Here is a 20,914-nt window from a genome sequence, read left to right on the forward strand (position 1 = left end):
TACCCTACAGGAATACACGATGAAAACCAGAATGTTGTTAGCACTGCTGCTCAGCCTGCTGATTAGCGTTACTGCCTGGGCGAAAACACCAAAAATCGGGGTTGCACTGGCGAATTTCGACCTTAACTTCGTCTCAATTCTGCGAACTCAGATGGTGGGTGAGATAAAGGCGCTGAATATGGAGGGGCAGTTTGTCGATGCCAAAGGTGATGTTGCGCTTCAGGTTCAGCAGGTTGAGGATTTTATCAATCAGGGCGTGGATGCAATTATTCTTAATCCGGTCGATACCCAGGGCATACTGCCGATGGTGAAAGCGGCAGAAGCCGCAGGCATTCCGCTGGTGTTTGTTAACCGCAAGCCGGAAGTGAAACTGCCGGTCAATATGGCCTATGTCGGTTCGGACTCTGCTCTGGGAGGTGAGATGCAGATGGAGGCGCTGGCAAAACAGATGAACTACCGTGGCAATGTCGCTATTTTAATGGGTGCATTATCGAACGAAGAAGCGCGTGAACGGACACGCGCTGTTGAAGCTGTGATCGCTAAATATAAGCAGATGGCGGTGATTGAAAAACAGACCGCACGCTGGCAGCGCAATGAAGCGGTAGACGTGGTGTCGGGATGGCTGCTTAATCAGCGACCCATTGATGCGATTGCTGCAAATAATGATGAAATGGCCATCGGCGCGATCATGGCGCTGAGTCAGGCGAAAAACAGTCACATTCTGGTCGCCGGAATTGATGGTACGCCCGACGGTCAGCAGTTTGTTAAAAATGGAAAGATGACGCTGACAATTTTCCAGGATGCTAAGGGGCAGGCGACAGGAGCGGTTAAGATCGTTAAGGCGTTGCTGGATAAACAGAAAGTCGACCCGTTGAACTGGATCCCCTATAAGACTATCACGCAGGCTAATTACCCGGCGTTTGCCGCAGAGAATCAGCCCTGAAAGCCGGAATTAATCACGAGAACGATGCGGCAGGCTGCAGATCTTCATGCCTGTCGCATTTTAATGCCAGTTAAACGTCACCTCTATGCGTTGATTGATTCAGGACTCATTCGTGCTTCTTGAGATCAGCTGAATTATACTGTCGGAAATGAGCGCAAATTCAGTGATTTCTTAATGATTTACATTATCGATGACCAGATTACCTATAATTCAGATGATTGTACGCTGAGCCATATTCCTACTCAGGACACGCTGAGTCTGAGTATTTCATCGGGCCGGCTGTTTGAGCAGTTACTGAATTCCCAGGGAGAAATACTGGCGCGCGAAACCCTGCTGACCGAAGTCTGGGATAAATATGGGCTGCGTGGATCAAACAGTAATCTGAACCAGTATCTGAGTATTCTGCGCAGAGCGCTTGCGGCTTATGGTTGTGAAAATCTGATTATCACCATTCCGAAAATCGGCATCCGACTAAATACTGACATTAAAATTGAACATAAACACTCCCCGGCTGTGGTTGTGGGGAAGCTTCAGGCTGATGAAATGCCTGAGGAAAATGTTGATTCCAGCCAGGATAGCTACTCACTATCATCCGATCCAGTTATCGCAAACAAGCCTGTTAAAAAATCTTTTTTCAACTTAAGACAGGTCATAGTCGTCCTTATCATGCTGATGTTGCTGGGTGGTGCTTTCAGGTACATCACTTCAGGGGATCCCGCTGCAAAGAATTCTGCTATGAGTACCATCAAACTGGAAGGTGGTTGCGAGGCGGTCATTATTCAGGGGCTGGATGTTTTTGAGCAAAAGTCACTGGATAAGCAGATTCTGGAAATCCTTAAAGAGAATAATCAATCCTGTGTATCAGGACGACGCATCTATTTCGATAAAAACACGGCATTCACAACTAAAGATTATGGCAGGACCATTCTTTCCGCCTGTAACCTAAACAGCAGTGGCCATATCGTTTCCTGCGATAACTTCTATTATCTTGACTGGAGACCGCTTTGAAACGGAACGCTACCCTCACGCTGACGATAACCCTGGCTGTGATGCTGCTGCTGGTCTTCGCGGGAATTAATTACGTGAAGCCCCGGCCTGACGACCTGCCTTTCCGCTGCTCAGCATTCAGCCGCTACGATCTTAGCCGTCATGATGATCAAAAGATTGAGTTTGTTGTTTCTCAGGATTTACGTTTTATTGATTCTAAGCTCGGCTATCTGTTAATGAATGGGCAGGTTACTTTTGGTGATAAGGTGACCATCCTTAATCGACGTATTGCACTGAGTGCCGGTAATAAAATCGATAGCGACACTTATCGCTACAAATTAAGAACGACCATTACTTCAACTAACGACACTACATCGGATGCTGTGTTTAATCTTCTCCTGGCAGAGATCACACTCGATCCTGGTTATCTGCAACTGGATATCACGCAAATTGATAAAAAAACTTATCTGGTCGGCGGGCCGCTCTCCTATCTTTTCACCTGCCAGCGTTACTAAACGCAGTAACTGATTAGTGAAACGCAAACCGGAAGAGTTAACTCCCTTCCGGTTTTTTTATCTGTACACGACTGATTACCAGGTACGGAAACTCTTTAGCGTATCTGAGAACAACTGAAGATCTGCTGCGGTAATAGGACTCGCCTTCGACAGAGAGAAAATCAATATGTCTTCCATATTAAGCGTGAATAAAGCTTGTTTCTGATAAAGACGAAGATTATCTGGTCGCAGGAAATCATAACTGATCATGATTCCCGTAGTCAGGTTGTCCCCCAAAACTACTGGCTGATGGGCTTCCTGTTGCCAGTCTTTCATCTGCTTTTGCAGGATAGCGAGCTGGCTAAGGATATACTCTTCCGGGTTGTTATGGTCGCCTAACTTATCACGGGAAATAGTGATTGGTGGCAGAACAGATCGGGTATCAGCCAGCGTATTCAGTGTTCGTTCGCAGTAGCCTTCCGGCAAGGTAATTGTGCCTTCAGTGAAGCGGCAAATAGTCTTATCCATGGGTAATCTCCGTTTTATTATGGGTTGTTGTCTGGCCAAATAACTGCTCTGCCGTGACTTCGCTGAGCTTACCGTTATTTAACAGGACGATTTTATCGGCACTGCGGATAGTTTCCGGACGGTGTGCAATGATGATTCTGGTGATCATCATCTGCTTAATTGCGTTGTTGATCTGGGCTTCGTTATAGATATCCAGATGACTGGTGGCCTCATCCAGTACCAGGATTTTAGGTTCGCGATAGAGTGCGCGCGCCAGCAGGATACGTTGTAGCTGGCCACCTGATAAAAACGAGCCCATATCACCTACAAGGCTTTGATAATTCATCGGCATTTTCATGATATCGCCATGAATCTGAGCCAGACGGGCCACGCGGGTAATTTTTGCGTGATCGGGTTCGTTATCAAAGAAGCTGATGTTCTCGCTGATTGAGCCTGAAAAGAGAATGTCATCCTGCATTACGCAGCCGATGCGATTACGGTGATGTTCAAGTCCGGTCTGAGTGATGTCCATGCCACCCACGGTGATGGTGCCTTCTTCCGGGTGTAGCAGGCCAAGAATAAGTTTGGCCATCGTAGTTTTACCCTGGCCGGATGGCCCCACGATGGCAAGGCTTTCACCCGCTTTAATCTCCAGATTTGCACCATCGACAACCCAGGGTTCAGTCGGCGCATAACGAAAACGGAGATTGATAAGCTTGATATCCTGCGGTACGTCTGTCTCCTTGTCGGTTTCCTTACTAACCAGACCTGGATTGCCCTCAGAACTGACTTCTGTTTCAGACAGAACAATATCGGCAAGGCGTTCACCATGCATTCTCAGCATACGGAAATCGATGATGGCATTGATCAAACCTGAACCGCGACTCATGAATTGATCTGAAAAGCTGATAAAGGCGGTCAGCATACCGGCAGAGAAGTTGCCATCCAAAACTTGCAGGGCAGCAAGCCAGACCAGAACCACACGGCCCACTGAGGTTAGCAGTCCCTGAGCCGAACCGAACAGGATGTTGAGCTTCTGAATCACGATGCCTTTATTGGTGGTATCCACCAGAAAGTTCATGTAAGCCGAGAGTCGGGGTACCTGTTTATTATTGGTTTTAACCGCCTGGATCCCACGCAGCGTTTCAAGCAGAGACGACTGGGTACGGGCCGAGCTGATGATTTGTTCTTCATTGGCGCGGCGAACCGGATCGTAGGCCATAAAACGCAGCAGTGCATAGGCGAGAAAAAGTCCAATGACCAGCCACGCCAGTTGCGCGTTATAGATGAAAAGCATCACTACCGTAACGATTGACATGACACCGTCCAGTACGGTGCTGATGAAACGGGAAGTCAGTGTACTCTGAATCGTATTAAGCGAACCGTAACGAGAAAGAATGTCTCCGACGTGGCGTGATTCGAACCATTCCAGCGGCAGCTTTAACATATGGTGACAGACGTTTATGGTCCACTGCACACTAAGCTGGCTTGAGAACCAGCTCATTACCCATGAGCGCAACGCTGTAACGATAGTCTGAAACAGCGCGATCATGATAAAGCCCACACCGAGCAGCGACAGTAAAGAATAGTCAGCAGAAACCAGCACCATATCCATCACCCATTGCATAAAGAAGGGGCCGAGGACGCCGAATAGCTCCAGTGCGATTGAGAGGATGAGCACCTGAGCAAAGGCAGACTTTACCCCGGTCACGCTGCCCACCAGCTTCATCATTGAGATGCTTTCTTTCTCTTCTTTTACTTCAAAGGTGGAAGAGGGAACCAGCTCCAGCGCGACACCGGTAAAGGCGGTCGATGCTTCTTTAAAGGTCAGTTCGCGGATCCCACGCGCGGGATCGTGAATGGTGATTTTATTGCCGCGTACTTTCTTCAATACCACAAAGTGGTTCAGTTCCCAGTGAAGAATGCAGGGCATGCGCAGTTTAGACAGCTCTTCCATTTCCACTCGCAGTGCGCGGGAAGTCATATTGAGCTGTTGTGCCATAGCGATGACATCAGCCAGTGTGGCGCCTTTGAGCGATGTAGCGAACTGACGACGTAACGTGATCATGTCGATCTGATGGCCGTGATAATTAGCTATCATGCCAAGACAAGCCAGACCACACTCCGCTGCCTGTGACTGACGAATCATCGGTAAGCGGTTAAACCATTTGAAATTGAGTTTCTCTAATAACAACACAGAACAGACCTTATAAATCAGAGAGAAATTTTGTGTCCCAGCGCGAAAATCGGCTCCAGTACCCATTCATAGAGACGACGTTTGTCAACAATAAAGTCGGCATCCAGCGCCATACCAGGCTTCAGTTTTTCATTCTGCGAATAAGCAGAAATAGTTTGTTTATCCAGAGAGACCAGAACCCGGTACTGCTGTTCCTGAACATTGTTTTTACCGGTTAAGGTGGTGACTTCCTGAGGCGAGAGGGCGGTTCGAGAGACCTCGATCACCTTGCCATATTGTTGGCCAAACTTCTGATAAGGAAAGGCTTTATAGCGCAGCACGACACGCTGACCTGGCTGGATAAAGCCAATGGATTGCGTATTGACCATGATGCGGGCAACAAGGTTGGTATTGTTAGGCAGAATCGCGATGGCCGACTGACCGGCGTTCAGCATCTGACCATTTTTGACCATGATCATGCCGACATAACCACTCTTCGGCGCACGAAGCTCAATGGATCGGCGCGCTTCATTCTCTGCCATTGACTGACGGTTATCTGCCAGTTGCCGTTCGATGTCGTTGCGTTTTTTCTCATCATCCAGCGGCTTTTCATGCAGTTGCTGCTCCGCCTGAACAATTTTTTGCGACGTGTCCAGCAGCTGACGCTGGTACTCCTGGTAACGTGCCTGGCTGTCGAGCAGATTGGATTCCTGTTCTTCCAGCTGACGGTTTGAGGCGTACCCCTCCAGATGCATAGCGTTGAGTTTATCCAGTTGCAATTTCGCTAACGCCACCTGTTTGCGGCGGTGTGACAGCTGAAGTCTCAGCTGTTCCTGCTGGAGTTTCAGACTGGCGATGGTGTCGGATAACCCTTTCATTTCGACGTCATGCAATTTGGCAAGCGTCTGAAGATCCTGCTGAAGTCGTTCCCGCTGAGCCACCAGATTTTCGGCGATAACCTGACGTGTCTGTCCCATCTGTGTTGAGACTTCGGATGACAACACCATAAGAACATCATCTTTTTTGACCAGTTGTCCCTCTTTAACCGGAATATCCACCACGGTTGCGCTTACAGGAGGAGGAACGACTAACATGCCATTCTCAGGCAGCAGTTCTCCGGTAGAAGATTCATATTTCGTATAGCTGCCGAAAATGAAAAACAGGGTTGTAACGGCAGTAATAAAAATCACCACAGAAATAACAAGCCAGCGATAGGGCGGACAATAAAGTGCTACGATGCCCAGGTTACCCCGATTAGCGGCATCAAGCGCCTCCTGACGAAAGAGTGATTGTTCCATTTATAGATTCATCATGATTAAGGGATTAACGGCACTGAAAAAAATTCAGCATGTCGAGCGATAACGATCCAGTGCTTTGCGCCAGATTGATTAGGGCATTGAGATAACTTAGGCGTGCTTCAGCCTGATCTTTGAGTGCGGTGTAATATTTTTGCTGAGCATCCAGTTCATCATTAACGGTGCGAAAGCCCATTTCACGGCCATACTGGACCGACACCACTTTTTCACGTGCTGAGTCGACGGCATTCTTTTGAGCACTGATTAAGGCTTTGCCATTGGTCAGGCTAAGCCAGGCAGAACGGGTATCGGTTGCCGCCTTGCGTTGTGCTTCCATCGTGGAATACTTTGCTGCCTGACGACGATAAGCTGCTTCAAAGGATTGTGAAACCTGACTGCCGCCGGCAAACAATGGAACAGAAACGTTTACGCCATATTGGAGGTTATTACTCTTTGAGTTCGTCCCGAAGATTGCGTCATACAGGATATTGTCGTCGTCGTCATTACGACTCCAGTTCTTGCCGTATCTCGCATAGAGCGAGACCACTGGCATGTGTGCGCCGTCAGCCGCAAGAACATCTGCGTCTGCCTGATCATTCTGAAAAAGCGCAATTTTAATATCAGTATTACGCTGCTGGCTGGCATTAATTGCATCGGTCAGAGAAGAATAAGGCGATGCTTTCAGGCACTGAAAATTCACTGGTTCTACAGTGTCCGGGCTGATACCTGATAAACGGCGAAATGCCTCGCCTGCCAGCAATAGCTGATTGCCAGCTTCTATTTCCTTAGCCTGTGCCAGAGCGTAGTTAGCTTTTGCCTCGTCCAGTTCAGTGCGGGTATTCTGCCCATTGATTAACCCGGTCTGAAGTTTTTGCTCTTGTTGCCTAAAGTTATGGCTGGCGGCTTTGGCGGCCTGTAAAACTTCCTGCTGATAAAGCACTGTAAAATAAGCATTGCTAATAGCGCTAAGTAATTTCTCTTCAGCCTGTTTTGCCTGTGCTTCAGCAGTGTTGGCAATAGCAACACCTTTACGCCATCCGGCATATTTACTCATATCAAATAGCGGTTGTCTGACGCTGAGATCGTAACTGTGGTTGGTTACCCCACTCTGATATTTCTTATCAGGCTGTTCCTGACGATCCCAGTTTCCTTCCAGAGTTAATGTTGGCAACATTCCGGCCATGCCTTGCCAGTATTTTTGTTTATCTGCTGAACTGGTCATCTGACTGGATTGTAATGCTGAGTCATAGCTCAATGCAGCCTGAGCAGCTTGCTGCAGGTTGGTTGCAGATGTGAAAAATGGAGTACAGGTTAGTGCCAGTAATGCAATGTTCTGATTATGAAATTTCATGATTTTCGCTGTATATAAAAATTTTGTGCCAGGTGATTAAATGAGTTCCTGTGCAAAAACATACTTAATCAAATCTGTGTTTGATTGCAGCTGTAGCTTACGCATGGCGTTGTATTTCTGTGTTGCAACGGTGCTTATGCTACGTTTACGTGCTTTTGCTATCTCCATCAGGCTATATCCAATGGCGAATAATCGAATGACCTCTACTTCTGACGGCGACAAAAGTGTTTGTGCCGGATCTGCGGGTGCAGAGAGCATTAAATTCTTCATCTGTTCTGAGTAGTATATTCCTGTATTGGATGAGCAAACCCAATTGAATGCTTTGACCAAATCACGAATGTCGTCTCGCTTGTGTACGATGGCATTAACCGGGATTTGCAATATACTTTTCAAAATAGCCTGACTGTTTTGTGCAGTAAAAATAATAGTTTTTAAGTCCGGGTTTTTCTTATGTATCTGTTCTATTTTTTTCACGCCATTAACATCGTTACGCTCAAAATTAAAGCAGAAGTCCGTTATTAATATATCTGGCATATCCTCTCTGATAACAGACAGCAAATGATCAGCTTCAACCGGATAAGAAATAATATCAAGTTCTGAAAACTCCTTTACCAGTATGTTTTGGATGGAGTAAAAAATAAATGGACTTTCATCTGATACACCAAGCCTGAGCTTACTTTTTTCCTTAGGTTTATTCACAGATAATCCTTTTCTGTAGATAAATGTGAAGAAGGGCTCCGCAGAGCCCTGCTGATTACTGGTAACTAAGCGTATACGTTGCTACTGCATTGGCCGAGCCGGGATTTATTTTCGTCGCCGTCTGATAATAACGTGCATAGAGTGGCACTGTGATTAAGGCAGATGAGAGCGGGTAAGTCGCAATGTTAAACGGTGTAGCGAGTGCTATCGGCTGCTGATTTTCATTGAGGATTTGTACACCGACACCACTCGCTGTTGAGGCCGAGTTAAGTGCCACCACACCCAAATCCGATAATCCGCTAGACGCATCACCATCCAACTGCATCATCACATCAAACGAACCCGAAAGAAGTGCCTCACAGTTAAGCTGAATATTAAACGCGGTTGTAGCGCTAGTCTGGCCGATTCCTGATCCTAAACCGCTAGTAGGGTTCGTGGTGTAACTACCTAATGGCACAGGCAGATTGGTATCACCGGCGACTGAGCATGTCTGATCTTTAACTGTGATACCTGTTTTAATATTAGTGAAGTTGAATGATACATCTTTACCTGATACTAACGAACCAACATCAAAAGCGTTTACATAGCTCTTTAGAGAAGTCGATGCTGACATAGAGTTGGAGGTCTTTACAATCTGATAGGGTACGTTGAGAGAGACATCTGTATAGGTGCCCACGGTTCCGCCGCTGGTTAAGGCATAAGTACTAATCATGATACCGGTTGCAATACTTGCGGCATCGGTACTCATCTCTCCGCCATAGCCAGTATATAACGTCAATCCATAACCCAGGGCACTCGCGTCAATCGCCTTGCGCTTAAAATAGACCTCACCGCTTAATCCATCTAAGTACTGCTGCAAATTATCCAGAGCACATTTGAAGTTAGCAGTTGCCGTGCCGCTATAAACGATCGTACCCACTGGCACAGCTGCTGAAATATTAATGCCCAATGAGCTCACATCAACTAACGATGTACTTGATGTTATTTTACACGTCAGTGTCACATCCGTTGAGGTACCCGCTGCATTAACATTGAAAGTAGCTATCAGCATCAGACTTAATATTAATGAAACTGAGCCAATGAGGCGCATTACTTTCTTTCCTGAAATTAAAAACATGATGTTACCCCATTAACCCTGTGTATCTTTATTGTCGGTATTAGATGCGTACCGTACCGGCTGCACTTGATCGCTACTGCAGGTTGTCGTTAATCTCGCCAGTGTCTGATTTTCACTGGACTGAACGGCACCAGATTCAAGGTTAACCAGGCACTTGTCATTTGCCGTTTTCCCCCATGAAACATGCAGACGGCTGACATCTTTATTCAGCCTGACGTAAATCTGACCACCCTGTGAAACAGTAGTCACCAGATTGCCATTTTCATCATTAACTGATGCACCAAATGGTAAGGCATTGCCATTTGGCTGATTTGCCCTTATTAAAAGTGGTTTTCCCTTACTGGTTTTATAGTCCAGTCTGACTACAGCACCTTCAACAGGAATAACTCGCTGTTGAGTTGATTCCAGCTCAACATCAAGTGGAATACCTTTTGGATCAATCGCCAGTTCATTTATTCTGTACGGATTAAGATTAGGTACAATTGCTCTGCCGCTTCCGTCCAGCACTATGTTGGGATAACCGTACACGCGGGCACCTGCTGCATCATCGGCGCTTACTACAGCATACGTTGTCGACTGATAAGCACTAAAGTTAATGCTATCAGGTAACGCAATAACTGTTCCACTGGCGCCTGCCGAGGCTGAATAATAGTTTTCACCCTTAGTATATGCTGCTGTCAGCATGCTGTAAGGTGAGCGATATTGACCACCGAACGAACCTGATTTTTTATTATCGATATCGCGTGCAGCACCTACGTTATAGCTAAATTGATCATTCTCACCTAGTACACCATTAAGTGCAGTTTGAGCAGTTACACCCTCTTTATTATGTGTGGCGCTTCCAGTTACATAATTTTTACTTTCACTACCAAGTGGTATAGAGAAGTCGAGTGAGAGTTGCGTGTCATGCCCGCCGGTTGAATATAATAATCGGTTTGCTGACAATGTATAGGACACGCGACCAATTCTATTATTATAGCCTAACTGAAATTGGGTGTTTGTACCGGTGCTGTTCCAGTAATTTTGAACGAAACCAGTAAGATAGATATTCCCATATGACTCCCCAAAATTTTGGCTGGCAGTCAGTGAAAAGCGTTGTTTAGGCCGGGAGAGATAATTTGTCCCGTTGGTTTTATTCTTTTTGTAATAGTTATTAATTTGCAGTGCATTGTCATAGCTGTAATAGCCTGATGACGAAAATCTATACGCTGCGAGGGTAAAGTTGGTGTCAGTCTGAGAAACTTTTTTACTGTAGGTCGCACGATAGCTCACACCCTGCTTTTTCTCATCGCCATATTTTGTCTGAGCACCAGTGATATCAAGAGAGATAGCGCCGATCGGTAACCCAAATGCACCGCCTAACAGCGCAGAGATATAGTTGTCTGATCCCAGCACACCGGTATAACCGGTCAGACTATTGGTAAAGCCATGCTGAATGGTGCCCTGATAAACAGAAGGCGTATAAGCCATGTTGTCTTTACGCGACACACCTCCCGTCACAGAGTAGAACGTCATACCCGGGCGCTTCAGTCTCGTCATGGCTGCATAAGGAACTGAAAAACGCGTTTCGCTGCCGTCAGCTTCTTTTACAGTGACATCTAAGTCGCCACCGTAGCCGGTAGGGTAGAGGTCGGAGATATTAAAGGGGCCTGGCGAAACGGTTGTCTCATAAATTTTACTACCGTTTTGCGATACAGTTACCTGAGCATTAGTACGTGCAACGCCACGAATTTCTGGTGCGTAACCACGTTGTGAATCAGGCCACATTTGATCGACAGTCGATATCTGCGCACCCCGGAAAGCGAGGGTATCAAAGAGCTCGCCACTCGTATTACCTTCACCTAACAGTAAGCGTGATTTCAGTTGCGGGATATCACGCTGAACATAGGTGTTGATGGCATTATAATGATGAGAGTCCTTACCTTGCTGGCGTCGCCAGCTTAATGAGCCATCATGACGAAACATCCAGCCGCCAAGGTTAAAACCTGCCAGCGCCCTGCCATAAAAAGAGTCATATTCACGTCCGTCGTTAACAGAGCGATAATAGTTGGTGTCATAGTTAAGTGTTAACGCCGTTTCGCCCTTATCCCAGAATTCTGGAGCGACATAGCCACGTGCTGAGCGCAGCAAATAAATCTGTGGAATTGAGATGTCCATCTGCATATCAGCGGAGTTGATTGCGGCATGACTCTCCTTAACCACATCTTCCAGTGCTATACATTGCTTACCTGAACGTAACTCTTCAGCTTGCTCAGAGCTGAAGACTGTATCTTTAATGGAAAGGCTTTTTACCAGATCATAAGAAAGACAGGCTTTAGTACCTGCTCCCTCACGCACAACCTGAACATTCTCCCGACTAATCTGACGGCCATTCAAAAAGATATCCAGCGTGTAGACCCCGGGATCAATGGGGTTACCAGTTGCGTAGCGGGAAACGTCTACTTTTACACCAGCTAAATTTTTTACAAATGATTCATCGAAATCATAAGCAGTTTCAGCAATCGCTGACTGAGTTGCTGCGGTCAGGAACAGCGCCAAAAAAGAGCGATAAAAAGTTTTGCCAGTTGGTTTATTAAAAAATACCGTCCTTGCCATCATAATTTCCCCTGGATAATTATCAAAAGCTACTCGTTTATTTTGCTTTCAACCTTACGTGCTGCACCAAAGTCGTCCAGATACTGATACTTAAATGTTGTTTTTATTTGACTTGTGCTCATGCCTTTCAACGGGAACTCTTTTGTTTCGCCTGGTGCCAGCATTTCCCCTTTTTCACTGACTAATTTATGACCTGCGTTATCTTCTGCATTAATCTGTGAGACGTTAACGTAGAAAGGTGAGTTGTTAGTTGCGGAAAGAAAATTAGGTCTTTGACCGTGACGCCATACCAGTCCTGACGCAGCTTTATTGGCCTGGGCTGTATCAAACTGAACTGGACGATAAAAAATCTTGATGCGACTCCGGATTGCCATTTGCAGCTGGTTCTGATTAGCCAGACTTTTATCACGAGGAGGTATATCAAGGACATTAAGCCAGAAGATAGACTCTTTGTCGGTGGGCAGTCTGGCGCCCGTAAAAACAATCCGTAACGTTTGTCCTTTATTCGCCTCCATACGGAAAACCGGAGGTAATAAAACGAAAGGAACATTTATTTTATCTACTGCTTCGTCAGGATTTCCGTCATCAACCCATGCCTGAACAAGCGCGGGATGATCGCCGCGATTATCCAGACGAACAGTAACCTCTTTCTCGGAAGCGGGGTAGATTACCCGGGTACCAATGATGGTCACACTGGCAAAGGCAGACGAAGTCATTGCGCAAGTGAGCAAACAGGAGATCAAAAATTTAAAACTTTTTTTTTTCATGATATTAACTGAAGTGATGAAAGGAGAAGAGTGGTGAGGGCATTGCCCTCACCATAATCAATTACAGGTAATTGATTGAATAGTTTACTGTTGACGCAACGGTACCCGCTTCTGCAGCAGCAGTTGCATAGTACTGAGCTGAGTAAGACAGGGTGCCAGCTCCTGCAGTCAGAGCGACAGTTGCAGGAGCGGTAGACTGTTCAGTGCTGCCTGCATTGATGGCGTTGTTAGCGCTGTCCAGAAGTTGCAGATCAACACCTGTAGCAGTACCCGTGTTAGTCAGGCGACCATTGGCGTTCACACCAGCGCCCTGCTCAAAGTAAGCGTAGACATCGCCAGTTGTTGCGGAGCAGTCGCTCAGCGCCAGAGTAAAGCGAGTGTTGCCCGCAACGGCACCTGCCGCATTTAATACACCGGCTGCTACTTTCGGCAGGGTAACGGTGGCAGTACTGCTTCCGCCGTTAACGCTTACGGTACAGGTCTGAGATGCAATGGTGCCGGTGAAGTTAATTGTGCCATCTGAAGCTTCTGCTGCACTAACCTGTGCCGCTGCCAGCAGCAGACCCATAGCAACCATGGATACCTTTTTCATATACTTTCCTTTGTATAAAATAGTGAACAACATTTAATTATGAGCGATTGATTTTTATGACAAGCGCTCATTCCTTCCCGGAAGTCTGTCGCCTTCCTGGTAAATCAGAACATCAGCAGGCCGAAAACTACGGCCGCAGCAACACCGACAATACCCATGCCAAAAGCAGTACCGCTAACCGGGTTAGCTTCTGGTATTGATTCCGGACGTACCCACTCAGTTTTTTCTTTGGAGCTTCCGCCAATCTGTTTAAAGAAATCTAAAATGACGGAAGTTAATGAGCCGCCACTAACGCCGTCAATTTCATTTGTTTTCAATTCACGCATGATTTTTCCTTATGCAGTAATTACACCTGTTCCCAGGTCAAGCTGGTTTTCAACTATATTATTGAACCAGCCTGCAGTTGTTTCCCAGCCATTCATCGCGCCATAAAGTGCGCCATCGACCAGCCCCACAACGGCACCCACGATCAGACCAACACCGCCAGAGATAATACCAACGCCCAGGACGCCGCCCGCGCTACCGCCGCTCATGGCCCATTTAAGACCGAAAGCAGTAATACCTGCAGCTGCACCTACAACGACTGAACCGATGAAATCAAAAAAACCTGCGCCTGAAACGTTCTGCATTTCAACAGATGTTAACTCTCTCATTTATATCTCCAGGATTAATCAGTTGTTCAGTTATTCAGTAATGAATTTTTTAAAATGCCGCTTCAAGCGAACGGCGCTATTAGATTCTTAGGTCATAAAAAATAAAATAGCAAAATATCCATAATTGATATTTGGTGCGGTTTTTACTGGCTATAGAAGTTATGATTTCATTACATTTTTTTTACATCCATTATGATTTAGTTGGGTGGATTGAGGTTATTCAGCTTATCGATAAGTTATTTCTGTTCATATTTTTATGGTTGTCTTTCGTTGAGGCGGAACTATCAATTTCAGACGGTGAGAATGGTACGCATTCTGCGATGTAAAGGCTTTGAAAATAATCTATGGGCTTTTCTTAAATCAGTCTGATTCGCAGTGAGTCAGCTTCATATGAAGTGTAAAGTAAAATCCGGGTGCTTAAAGGTATGTCCTGTGTTGGCTTAAAATTCTTATTAATTATTAAAAATTAGAATATAAATCTATATATATATCATTTGTCGATTTAAATGTCTGTTATGACAATGCTATGGTTTAATTTATGCCATCAGGAGCTGTGTTGTTTTTTTTATTTTTACGGGAGAATTAACAATCATTATATTATGAGTAAACATGTGAAGATTATTACAGGTTTTTAAAATGCTACTGCGTACTTGTTTGTTTTAATACAGTGATTTTATAACATTAATGTTCATATGGTTATGATTGATTCCTTTTTTAAGGAAAAAGTTATAACCCCATCAGTAAGTCTCTACTTGTTAGTTTGAACTACTGATAAAATGGCTTTAAAGCGGTGAAATATCTGGTTGTGATGCCATTCGCTGGCTTAATGATCTTCCTTTTTGCATGTTTGTGGTGTTGAATTTTATCGCAATGGTTTTACTATAGTGAAACCAATAACGACCTCTTCTATGGCTTATATTGGGGGGTCAGAGATAAGAAATACACCAGGCGAAATAAAGAGACTATAACAAACGGATTTTTACTAATTTTTCTACTAATCACTAACTTCGTGTTAGTTAGATTGAGTTAATTATTATGTATAGAGTGACTGAGAATCATGAGCGGATCATCGATGCGCTAGCCGGGTACACCCAGGTTGCTAATCCAGATGAGATTTCACGTGGTAAGCGTCGTTATCATCTCACTAAAGATAATGTACGCCGGGTAATGTTCATTCTTGATGGTGACTTCTTACTAAAATTAAAGAGTGAAAATAAGGTCTTAAATATCCTGTCTGCTCCCTTTGTTGTCGGTGTCACACCGGCACTCGATGAACCTCCTGTCTATCTGGAAAGAATCGATTATGGGAAGGTCAGTTTCATCGATTACGATGTGTTCTGGCGACTGGTATTTGAGAAGGACCTCTTTAACGATGCCATGTCCATTCTTTCTGGCCAGTACTCAGACCTGATGAACTACATTCAGCTACCCAAGAATAACTCACATGATGAAGTGATTTCTTTAATTGGCCGCTGGGAAAAATTGCCACCGCATCTTAAGAAGCGCTTTTCGGCACTTTACCTGATTGAAAACAGTTCTCATCTTTCAAAAAGCTCCATTTGCAGAGTTTTGAAAGAATTAAAAGAGAAAGGTGAGCTGACCCTGGTTAATGGCAAGTTTACCTGAGTCTATTTTTATTTAACTTTTGGGATGCTTAAGGGAAAAATGGATTTTAAAGTCGTTTGTACAAATGAGAACTACTTCTTTCGGCTGGGCATCTCCAAAATTATTGAGGAGGCACTGTTATCAGATACGCCAGTAGAATTCTTACACGCTTATGACGCGAAAAGTTTATGTCAGGCGGACTTTATACTCATTAGTGTTGCACAGTGGCGCCTTTATATGTGTCAGCCTGCCTACCGGGATAGGAAACCCGGTAGCATTTTAATAGTCTTTGTTGATGATATTGAAGACATTATTACTGAGCATTTGCCTCTCTGCTATCGTTCTTTGATTATCATTTCGCGCAGGGATTCTGTTCGCGATATTGCTGATAAAATCATCCGGTTCTGGCTGGGAAATCAGGGGAGCGCCAAAGGTTTTGTACACACGGATTGCTCGCATTGCGATTTCGCACGTATTACTGTAGTCCAGCTGCAGGTGCTAAGTTTTCTCAAGAAAGGGTATAGCGTAGGGCAGACAGCTAAACGCCTGAATCTCTCCGCTAAAACAATTTATGCACATAAATACAATGTCATGAAGAAGTTTTCGCTAAGTGGTGATATGGCCTTTAACGCCTTCATCAATGATCTGACTCTGCTAGAGCTTTATAAGGGTGTTATTGAGTCTGTAAAATTTTAACTCCTTATGCATCTCATATGTCCGTGATCCTGCAAACGTTAGGTTAACTGAGACTCCTGATACGTTAAAACAAGTAAAAAAGCCAGCGTCACCGCTGGCTTTTTTATATTTACAGATAATTATTTCAGGATATAAACATGATCTACGTTGATTTCGCTGTAGCCATCATCCCTATCAACTTCACCGCTAACCCGTACCTTTTTACCAATCAGATAGCGATCATCATCATCATCGTCTATATCGACACGGATGCGGCCAGTCGGGTCTTTTAACCAGTAGTGATCATCATCGGCCCTGCCAGTGATCGTTCCCGTGAGCGTAACCTGACGATCGTCGCGCAGGGTTTTCGCCTCTGCAACCGTGACCTCCTGCCGGGCATATACCGAGCCTGAGCTGATGAGGGCAAGTATCATCCATAATATTTTCTTCATTTACACGTTTCCTTTAACACCCATCCTTTGTCGGTTTATTTATTAAAAACTAAAACGATAGCCGGCGTTGACCTGGCGCTGGTTGAAGCGATTTCCATTCACCATATCTCCTTCGATAAAAAGGGTATGGTTACTGATTTGCGCACTGACACCGATACCGTTATTCCAGCCATTACCTTTAAACGAGAGACGCTCATCTGAACCATTCAGAGCATAAGCAGCATCCCCGTCAAACTCGCGCAAAACACCTGTTTTGACATAAGTATTGAGTTTGTAGTTGTTCTGATTGACTTCATAACCTGCCAGTACGCTGGCTCTTCCCATCATCGATTTGTAACTTGAGAGATTAATGTTGAGGCCATTCGACGCCTGCAAAGAGGTTCCATCCTGATGACCGGCAGTCAGCTGAAGCTGTGGTTCCAGGTAGAAGCCAGTAAGTTCGTCAGAGAAGCTGAACTTCTTCCCGGCTTCGAGTGATCCACTCAGGCCTGATGAGACACCCTGTCCGGATACGCGATTATTCTGGGTATCGCTGACATCGAATTGATTTCTCAGGCGGTTGAATTTCAGTACGCCATCCAGGTAGAAGCCCGCGTCATTCAGCCATGTGCCGTAGATACCAAAATGTTCAGATTTGGTAGTCCCATCGCCAGTACGATAATGAGGCGAGCCCTCTGTTGCTCCCATGAACAAGCCCAGATAGATCGGCAGATCATCGGACAGGCGTTTATCTACCCCAAACTGATAGCCTGTATAATTCATGCTGAAGTTGCTCAGCTTGCCATTGGCAAAACCACTGAAACGCCCATCCATTCCGCGCAGCCAGACATTGCCGCCCGTCTTTCCCTGGCGCACATCACCCATACGCTGCATCAGAGTCTGCATTTCGGCATAATTCATCAGATAACCGATGTTAAGGAAGTTGGCACCTGCATTCGCTGTGCTGGTGATGGTTGAATTATTTTGTCCTGATGGCGTCGTGGCATCCGTGGCATCCGTGGCATCCGTGGCATCCGTGGCATCCGAAGCGGAGGCGGGCTGAACAGTGGGATTCTCTGCTGGTATTACAGCCTGTTCGTCTGCTGCGGGCGTTTCAGGTGTTTTTGGCGATGAGAGAACCCAGTTAGTACCCTGTTTGTTGACCGAATAGACATAGCCGCCCAGTTCAACGTCGGTGTTGCCCCTGAAAGTCGCGATACCATCGGTAGTCTCAACAACGGTTAGCACTTCATTACCTGTGGTAATGGCACTGCCGCGGTTCAGAATATTCAGACCGTACTCACCTGCGCTGCTTTTGGTCACCACGATTTTGTCGCCAGTATTATTTACCCCTTCACCATCGCCGACCAGATTGGTACGAAGGGTAAAGTTGCCGCTACCGCTCAGGTTAGCAATGGTCAGAGTGGAGTAGGTCGCATCGTCTGTTGCTGCAGAAAGGTCTGTCAGTGAGTTATTTAATGTCAGGTTATCAAGATTTGATGTTTGACTAACGTTCCATGTGCTGTTGGTGAGGCTGACGTTTAAATGACCGCCATTCACATTATCGCTGGCAGCACTACCGGACCACAGTGAACCCGGCTCTAAATTAATGTCAATCAGACCTCCCAGCGATACCACGCTGCCGGTGATATCCGCTTTACCCTGAGAAGTAATAATGCCCGGTTCAAACCCTTCGGCGTAAAGTGTTGCTATTGCTACTCCGTCCGGAGAGGCCATATCTATAGAGAGATCGCCTGTCAGATTGGTCTGGCCACCATTCCAGGCGACAACACCTATTCCTGTATCAGGCCCGGTGATGCTGATGTCTTCGCCATTAATCACGCCTCCCCCCAGAGACCATAGGCCTCTGCTGATCATATCTGATTGTTTAAGAACAATATCTGTGTTTGCCAGATTGATCACTGCACCTGTCGATTGGGCGGATGCGCCATAACCACCAGACTGAATGGTGTTGCGTTCCTCTTCACTACCTGAAAAGTTGAGGGTGGCATTATTATCCATCGCAACAAGGCCGCCAGTCTGTGCTGAAGAGATCACGCTGCCTGCGCCGACATTTATCAGGCTATTTTCTCTGGCTGAAATGCCAGGAGAAGTCGTGCCAGATGTGCTGATTGTCAGATGATCGGCAGTCAGTTCACCCAGGCTCCAGATGCCTGCAGAAGTCTTACCTGTGGTGATAATGGTTGAGTGGCTGCCCAAATCAACCGAGCCATTATCCTGAATATTGATGCCCTGCGAGGCATCGCCCAGAGTATTAATGGTCAGCGCTTCCGCTTTAAGCGTTGCGGCACCATTAATCGCATCACCGGTCAGTGTGTCCACCTGTACACCATGACTGTTGGTCCCGTTGGTCTGTATACTACTGTCACTGCCTAGATCAACGTTTGAGCCGTAACCGCTGACGCGCAGTGCAATACCGTTGGTGCCCTGGGTACTGATACTCGATGCTTCGGCCTGCAACGAGGATTGATTGCTTACAACCACCCCCTCTGCGTAAGCAATACCTGATCCAATCGATGTGACGGAGCTACCTGATCCCAGATTGGCAGTAACCTGCTTTCCACTGAGCTCCATCGCCACTGCGGATATTCCTGAAACATTGAGAATTAATTTATCAGCAGTAAAGTGACTGTTCGCAGCCTGGATGAAAATTCCCTTAGCGTAATGCTCAGGGTCTTTCACCGTAACTGTGCTGCCCGAACCGGCTGTCACTTCAGCAGCGGTTGCACCTGTTACAAGAATGCCATAATAACCATCGCCAGATGACTGATCGGCGATTAATGTGGTGCCATCTGCCAGCGTAATATCTCCGCCTCTCTGGCTTCCGACAACTGCAGCTGAACTGACCAGAGGCAACATACCCATTCCACCGGCCAGTATCATCGCTTTTACGCGTTTATTTAAGTCAGTATTATTATTCATATCTGTGACTCTTCCTTAAGGTTTTATTAAAGGGCCTGGGGGGCTGTGAAAATGTTAAACAGGCATGCCATTTCGCACTTCATACGCTCTTTTAGCCCGATAAGAATTAAACGTCTTGTTAATTAAATCCATTAATTACAGCATATTTACTAAGGGCGGCAGGATTATGCAGGTCAGGCGTTAATTATGTAAAGAGAGTGAAAGCATGCATCTTTTGACAAGAGGTTAAAAGAACCGAAGTGTCATAAAGGAATTTTCATTTAAAATTAAGCTTATGTGTTAGCTGTCACTCGGGAAGTCTTGTTATTTATTATTACAGTCATTCTCATTTGAGGTTTGTTTATTGGTTCTCGCAGGTCAGTAATGAGAGTGCTGGTAGCAATAGGTGTTGTTAAGAGAGGGTTTAGCGCGTAGGTGCTATCATTATTACATGCTCAGATACACACCAGATTTTTCCATAAACGGGCAAGAAAGGAATCTGAAGCGATGGCCTATGAAAAACGTATGACGGCGAGCGTATTAATTAATGCGCTAATGCGCTTTGTGCCATAGCCTTGTGAGCATAAGAAATGAAGTCTCACCTACCTGAAATTGATCCTGAGAGAGGGTTTTATGAAAATCATGAACAGAATCACAGTCTGCTCCCTGATGCTGGCCACGCTACAAATTAGTGCCTGCATGCCCCATCATGCCGAGCCACAGCGCCTGGCAATGCGGAATCCTGCAAGTCAATGGTGCCTGCAGCGTGGCGGCCAGCAGGTAAAGGATGAATCATTGAGCACCAGCACACTCTACTGTCTGTTACCTTCAGGAGAAAGGATTGAGCAGTGGGCATTGTATCATCGCGATCACCCGCAATAATCACTTTTCAATTTCCCTGCCAGCAGGATTATCAAACGCCATTGAAATGCATAGATAATGCCAAAGAGGCTTTGTCTAAACTCAATCCTGGCTAAATCTTTGCAAGACACCCGATCATTTATCGCAGTCCTTTTTCTGGACTACTACGGATTCCTGGTGCCGTTCTTACACTATAAATGGGTTAACCGCGTGTTTTATGTGTACCAGACACTGGATGGGTTAA

At 45.8% G+C, this 20,914-nt stretch carries 19 protein-coding genes; 6 read left to right on the forward strand and 13 right to left on the reverse strand.

Annotated elements, in window-relative coordinates:
- The first annotated feature begins 19 nt into the window (after window positions 1–19).
- The 3 genes from FA92_RS21910 to FA92_RS21920 all read left to right on the forward strand — a co-directional run bounded on the left by FA92_RS21910 (window position 20) and on the right by FA92_RS21920 (window position 2,445).
- Window positions 20–943 (forward strand): substrate-binding domain-containing protein, encoded by a 924-nt coding sequence (locus FA92_RS21910; RefSeq protein ID WP_033785243.1) that lies wholly within the window; start codon window positions 20–22, stop codon window positions 941–943.
- A 174-nt stretch (window positions 944–1,117) separates the two neighbouring features.
- Window positions 1,118–1,951 (forward strand): winged helix-turn-helix domain-containing protein, encoded by an 834-nt coding sequence (locus FA92_RS21915; RefSeq protein WP_033785245.1) that lies wholly within the window; start codon window positions 1,118–1,120, stop codon window positions 1,949–1,951.
- Window positions 1,948–2,445, forward strand: coding sequence for a FidL-like protein (locus FA92_RS21920; protein WP_033785246.1), 498 nt, complete (start codon window positions 1,948–1,950; stop codon window positions 2,443–2,445). Before FA92_RS21915 ends, FA92_RS21920 begins: the two co-directional genes overlap by 4 nt.
- A 75-nt stretch (window positions 2,446–2,520) precedes the next feature.
- On the opposite strand, the gene FA92_RS21925 is transcribed toward FA92_RS21920, so the two are convergent.
- The 11 genes from FA92_RS21925 to FA92_RS21975 form a co-directional block, all read right to left on the reverse strand.
- Complete coding sequence (locus FA92_RS21925; RefSeq protein WP_013356589.1) at window positions 2,521–2,952, reverse strand: DcrB-related protein; 432 nt, start codon at window positions 2,950–2,952, stop codon at window positions 2,521–2,523.
- Window positions 2,945–5,128, reverse strand: a complete 2,184-nt coding sequence (locus FA92_RS21930; protein WP_033785247.1) for a peptidase domain-containing ABC transporter — start codon at window positions 5,126–5,128, stop codon at window positions 2,945–2,947. The genes FA92_RS21925 and FA92_RS21930 overlap by 8 nt, the downstream gene beginning before the upstream one ends.
- 17 nt (window positions 5,129–5,145) lie before the next feature.
- Complete coding sequence (locus tag FA92_RS21935) at window positions 5,146–6,405, reverse strand: HlyD family efflux transporter periplasmic adaptor subunit (RefSeq protein WP_013356587.1); 1,260 nt, start codon at window positions 6,403–6,405, stop codon at window positions 5,146–5,148.
- Between the two features lie 25 nt (window positions 6,406–6,430).
- A complete protein-coding gene (locus FA92_RS21940) occupies window positions 6,431–7,753 on the reverse strand; it encodes a TolC family outer membrane protein (RefSeq protein WP_033785248.1) in 1,323 nt (440 codons plus the stop codon).
- Window positions 7,754–7,789: 36 nt separating this feature from the next.
- Window positions 7,790–8,452 carry a response regulator transcription factor gene (locus FA92_RS21945; RefSeq protein ID WP_033785249.1) on the reverse strand — a complete coding sequence of 221 codons (663 nt, stop codon included), beginning with the start codon at window positions 8,450–8,452 and terminating at the stop codon, window positions 7,790–7,792.
- Between the two features lie 55 nt (window positions 8,453–8,507).
- Window positions 8,508–9,569 (reverse strand): fimbrial protein, encoded by a 1,062-nt coding sequence (locus tag FA92_RS21950; protein WP_033785250.1) that lies wholly within the window; start codon window positions 9,567–9,569, stop codon window positions 8,508–8,510.
- Window positions 9,570–9,581: 12 nt separating this feature from the next.
- Window positions 9,582–12,167, reverse strand: a complete 2,586-nt coding sequence (locus FA92_RS21955; RefSeq protein WP_051926586.1) for a fimbria/pilus outer membrane usher protein — start codon at window positions 12,165–12,167, stop codon at window positions 9,582–9,584.
- A gap of 26 nt (window positions 12,168–12,193) precedes the next feature.
- Entirely contained in the window at window positions 12,194–12,931 is a 738-nt protein-coding gene (locus tag FA92_RS21960; RefSeq protein ID WP_051926588.1) for a molecular chaperone, read from the reverse strand.
- Window positions 12,932–12,992: 61 nt separating this feature from the next.
- Window positions 12,993–13,523, reverse strand: coding sequence for a fimbrial protein (locus tag FA92_RS21965; protein ID WP_033785251.1), 531 nt, complete (start codon window positions 13,521–13,523; stop codon window positions 12,993–12,995).
- 104 nt (window positions 13,524–13,627) lie between these two features.
- Window positions 13,628–13,849 (reverse strand): hypothetical protein, encoded by a 222-nt coding sequence (locus FA92_RS21970; protein WP_013356580.1) that lies wholly within the window; start codon window positions 13,847–13,849, stop codon window positions 13,628–13,630.
- A 9-nt stretch (window positions 13,850–13,858) separates the two neighbouring features.
- A complete protein-coding gene (locus FA92_RS21975; protein WP_013356579.1) occupies window positions 13,859–14,176 on the reverse strand; it encodes a hypothetical protein in 318 nt (105 codons plus the stop codon).
- A 1,035-nt stretch (window positions 14,177–15,211) separates the two neighbouring features.
- Between FA92_RS21975 and FA92_RS21980 the strand changes: the two genes are divergently transcribed.
- On the forward strand, window positions 15,212–15,802 hold the full coding sequence (locus FA92_RS21980) for a helix-turn-helix domain-containing protein (RefSeq protein WP_013356578.1): 591 nt from the start codon (window positions 15,212–15,214) through the stop codon (window positions 15,800–15,802).
- A 39-nt stretch (window positions 15,803–15,841) separates the two neighbouring features.
- On the forward strand, window positions 15,842–16,477 hold the full coding sequence (locus FA92_RS21985) for a LuxR family transcriptional regulator (protein ID WP_033785252.1): 636 nt from the start codon (window positions 15,842–15,844) through the stop codon (window positions 16,475–16,477).
- A 119-nt stretch (window positions 16,478–16,596) separates the two neighbouring features.
- Here the strand turns inward: FA92_RS21985 and FA92_RS21990 are convergent, their stop codons facing one another.
- Window positions 16,597–16,908 carry a NirD/YgiW/YdeI family stress tolerance protein gene (locus FA92_RS21990; protein ID WP_033785253.1) on the reverse strand — a complete coding sequence of 104 codons (312 nt, stop codon included), beginning with the start codon at window positions 16,906–16,908 and terminating at the stop codon, window positions 16,597–16,599.
- A 42-nt stretch (window positions 16,909–16,950) separates the two neighbouring features.
- Window positions 16,951–19,830: an autotransporter outer membrane beta-barrel domain-containing protein gene (locus tag FA92_RS21995; protein ID WP_033785254.1), complete on the reverse strand. Its 2,880-nt coding sequence runs from the start codon at window positions 19,828–19,830 to the stop codon at window positions 16,951–16,953.
- A gap of 711 nt (window positions 19,831–20,541) precedes the next feature.
- Here FA92_RS21995 and FA92_RS23735 point away from each other — a divergent pair.
- Entirely contained in the window at window positions 20,542–20,691 is a 150-nt protein-coding gene (locus tag FA92_RS23735) for a DUF333 domain-containing protein (protein ID WP_234366599.1), read from the forward strand.
- Window positions 20,692–20,914: the final 223 nt, after the last annotated feature.

Source organism: Pantoea sp. 9140, assembly GCF_000745295.1.
GTDB classification, from domain to species: domain Bacteria; phylum Pseudomonadota; class Gammaproteobacteria; order Enterobacterales; family Enterobacteriaceae; genus Pantoea; species Pantoea vagans.

Bases quoted from the DNA above. Each gene is read 5' to 3' on its own strand.
- FA92_RS21940 (WP_033785248.1), bottom strand. From the start codon at position 7,753: ATGAAATTTCATAATCAGAACATTGCATTACTGGCACTAACCTGTACT.
- FA92_RS21990 (WP_033785253.1), bottom strand. From the start codon at position 16,908: ATGAAGAAAATATTATGGATGATACTTGCCCTCATCAGCTCAGGCTCG.
- FA92_RS21980 (WP_013356578.1), top strand. From the start codon at position 15,212: ATGTATAGAGTGACTGAGAATCATGAGCGGATCATCGATGCGCTAGCC.
- FA92_RS21955 (WP_051926586.1), bottom strand. From the start codon at position 12,167: ATGATGGCAAGGACGGTATTTTTTAATAAACCAACTGGCAAAACTTTT.
- FA92_RS21925 (WP_013356589.1), bottom strand. From the start codon at position 2,952: ATGGATAAGACTATTTGCCGCTTCACTGAAGGCACAATTACCTTGCCG.
- FA92_RS21935 (WP_013356587.1), bottom strand. From the start codon at position 6,405: ATGGAACAATCACTCTTTCGTCAGGAGGCGCTTGATGCCGCTAATCGG.
- FA92_RS21915 (WP_033785245.1), top strand. From the start codon at position 1,118: ATGATTTACATTATCGATGACCAGATTACCTATAATTCAGATGATTGT.
- FA92_RS21985 (WP_033785252.1), top strand. From the start codon at position 15,842: ATGGATTTTAAAGTCGTTTGTACAAATGAGAACTACTTCTTTCGGCTG.
- FA92_RS21975 (WP_013356579.1), bottom strand. From the start codon at position 14,176: ATGAGAGAGTTAACATCTGTTGAAATGCAGAACGTTTCAGGCGCAGGT.
- FA92_RS21960 (WP_051926588.1), bottom strand. From the start codon at position 12,931: ATGAAAAAAAAAAGTTTTAAATTTTTGATCTCCTGTTTGCTCACTTGC.
- FA92_RS21965 (WP_033785251.1), bottom strand. From the start codon at position 13,523: ATGAAAAAGGTATCCATGGTTGCTATGGGTCTGCTGCTGGCAGCGGCA.
- FA92_RS21970 (WP_013356580.1), bottom strand. From the start codon at position 13,849: ATGCGTGAATTGAAAACAAATGAAATTGACGGCGTTAGTGGCGGCTCA.
- FA92_RS23735 (WP_234366599.1), top strand. From the start codon at position 20,542: ATGCGGAATCCTGCAAGTCAATGGTGCCTGCAGCGTGGCGGCCAGCAG.
- FA92_RS21995 (WP_033785254.1), bottom strand. From the start codon at position 19,830: ATGAATAATAATACTGACTTAAATAAACGCGTAAAAGCGATGATACTG.
- FA92_RS21950 (WP_033785250.1), bottom strand. From the start codon at position 9,569: ATGTTTTTAATTTCAGGAAAGAAAGTAATGCGCCTCATTGGCTCAGTT.
- FA92_RS21910 (WP_033785243.1), top strand. From the start codon at position 20: ATGAAAACCAGAATGTTGTTAGCACTGCTGCTCAGCCTGCTGATTAGC.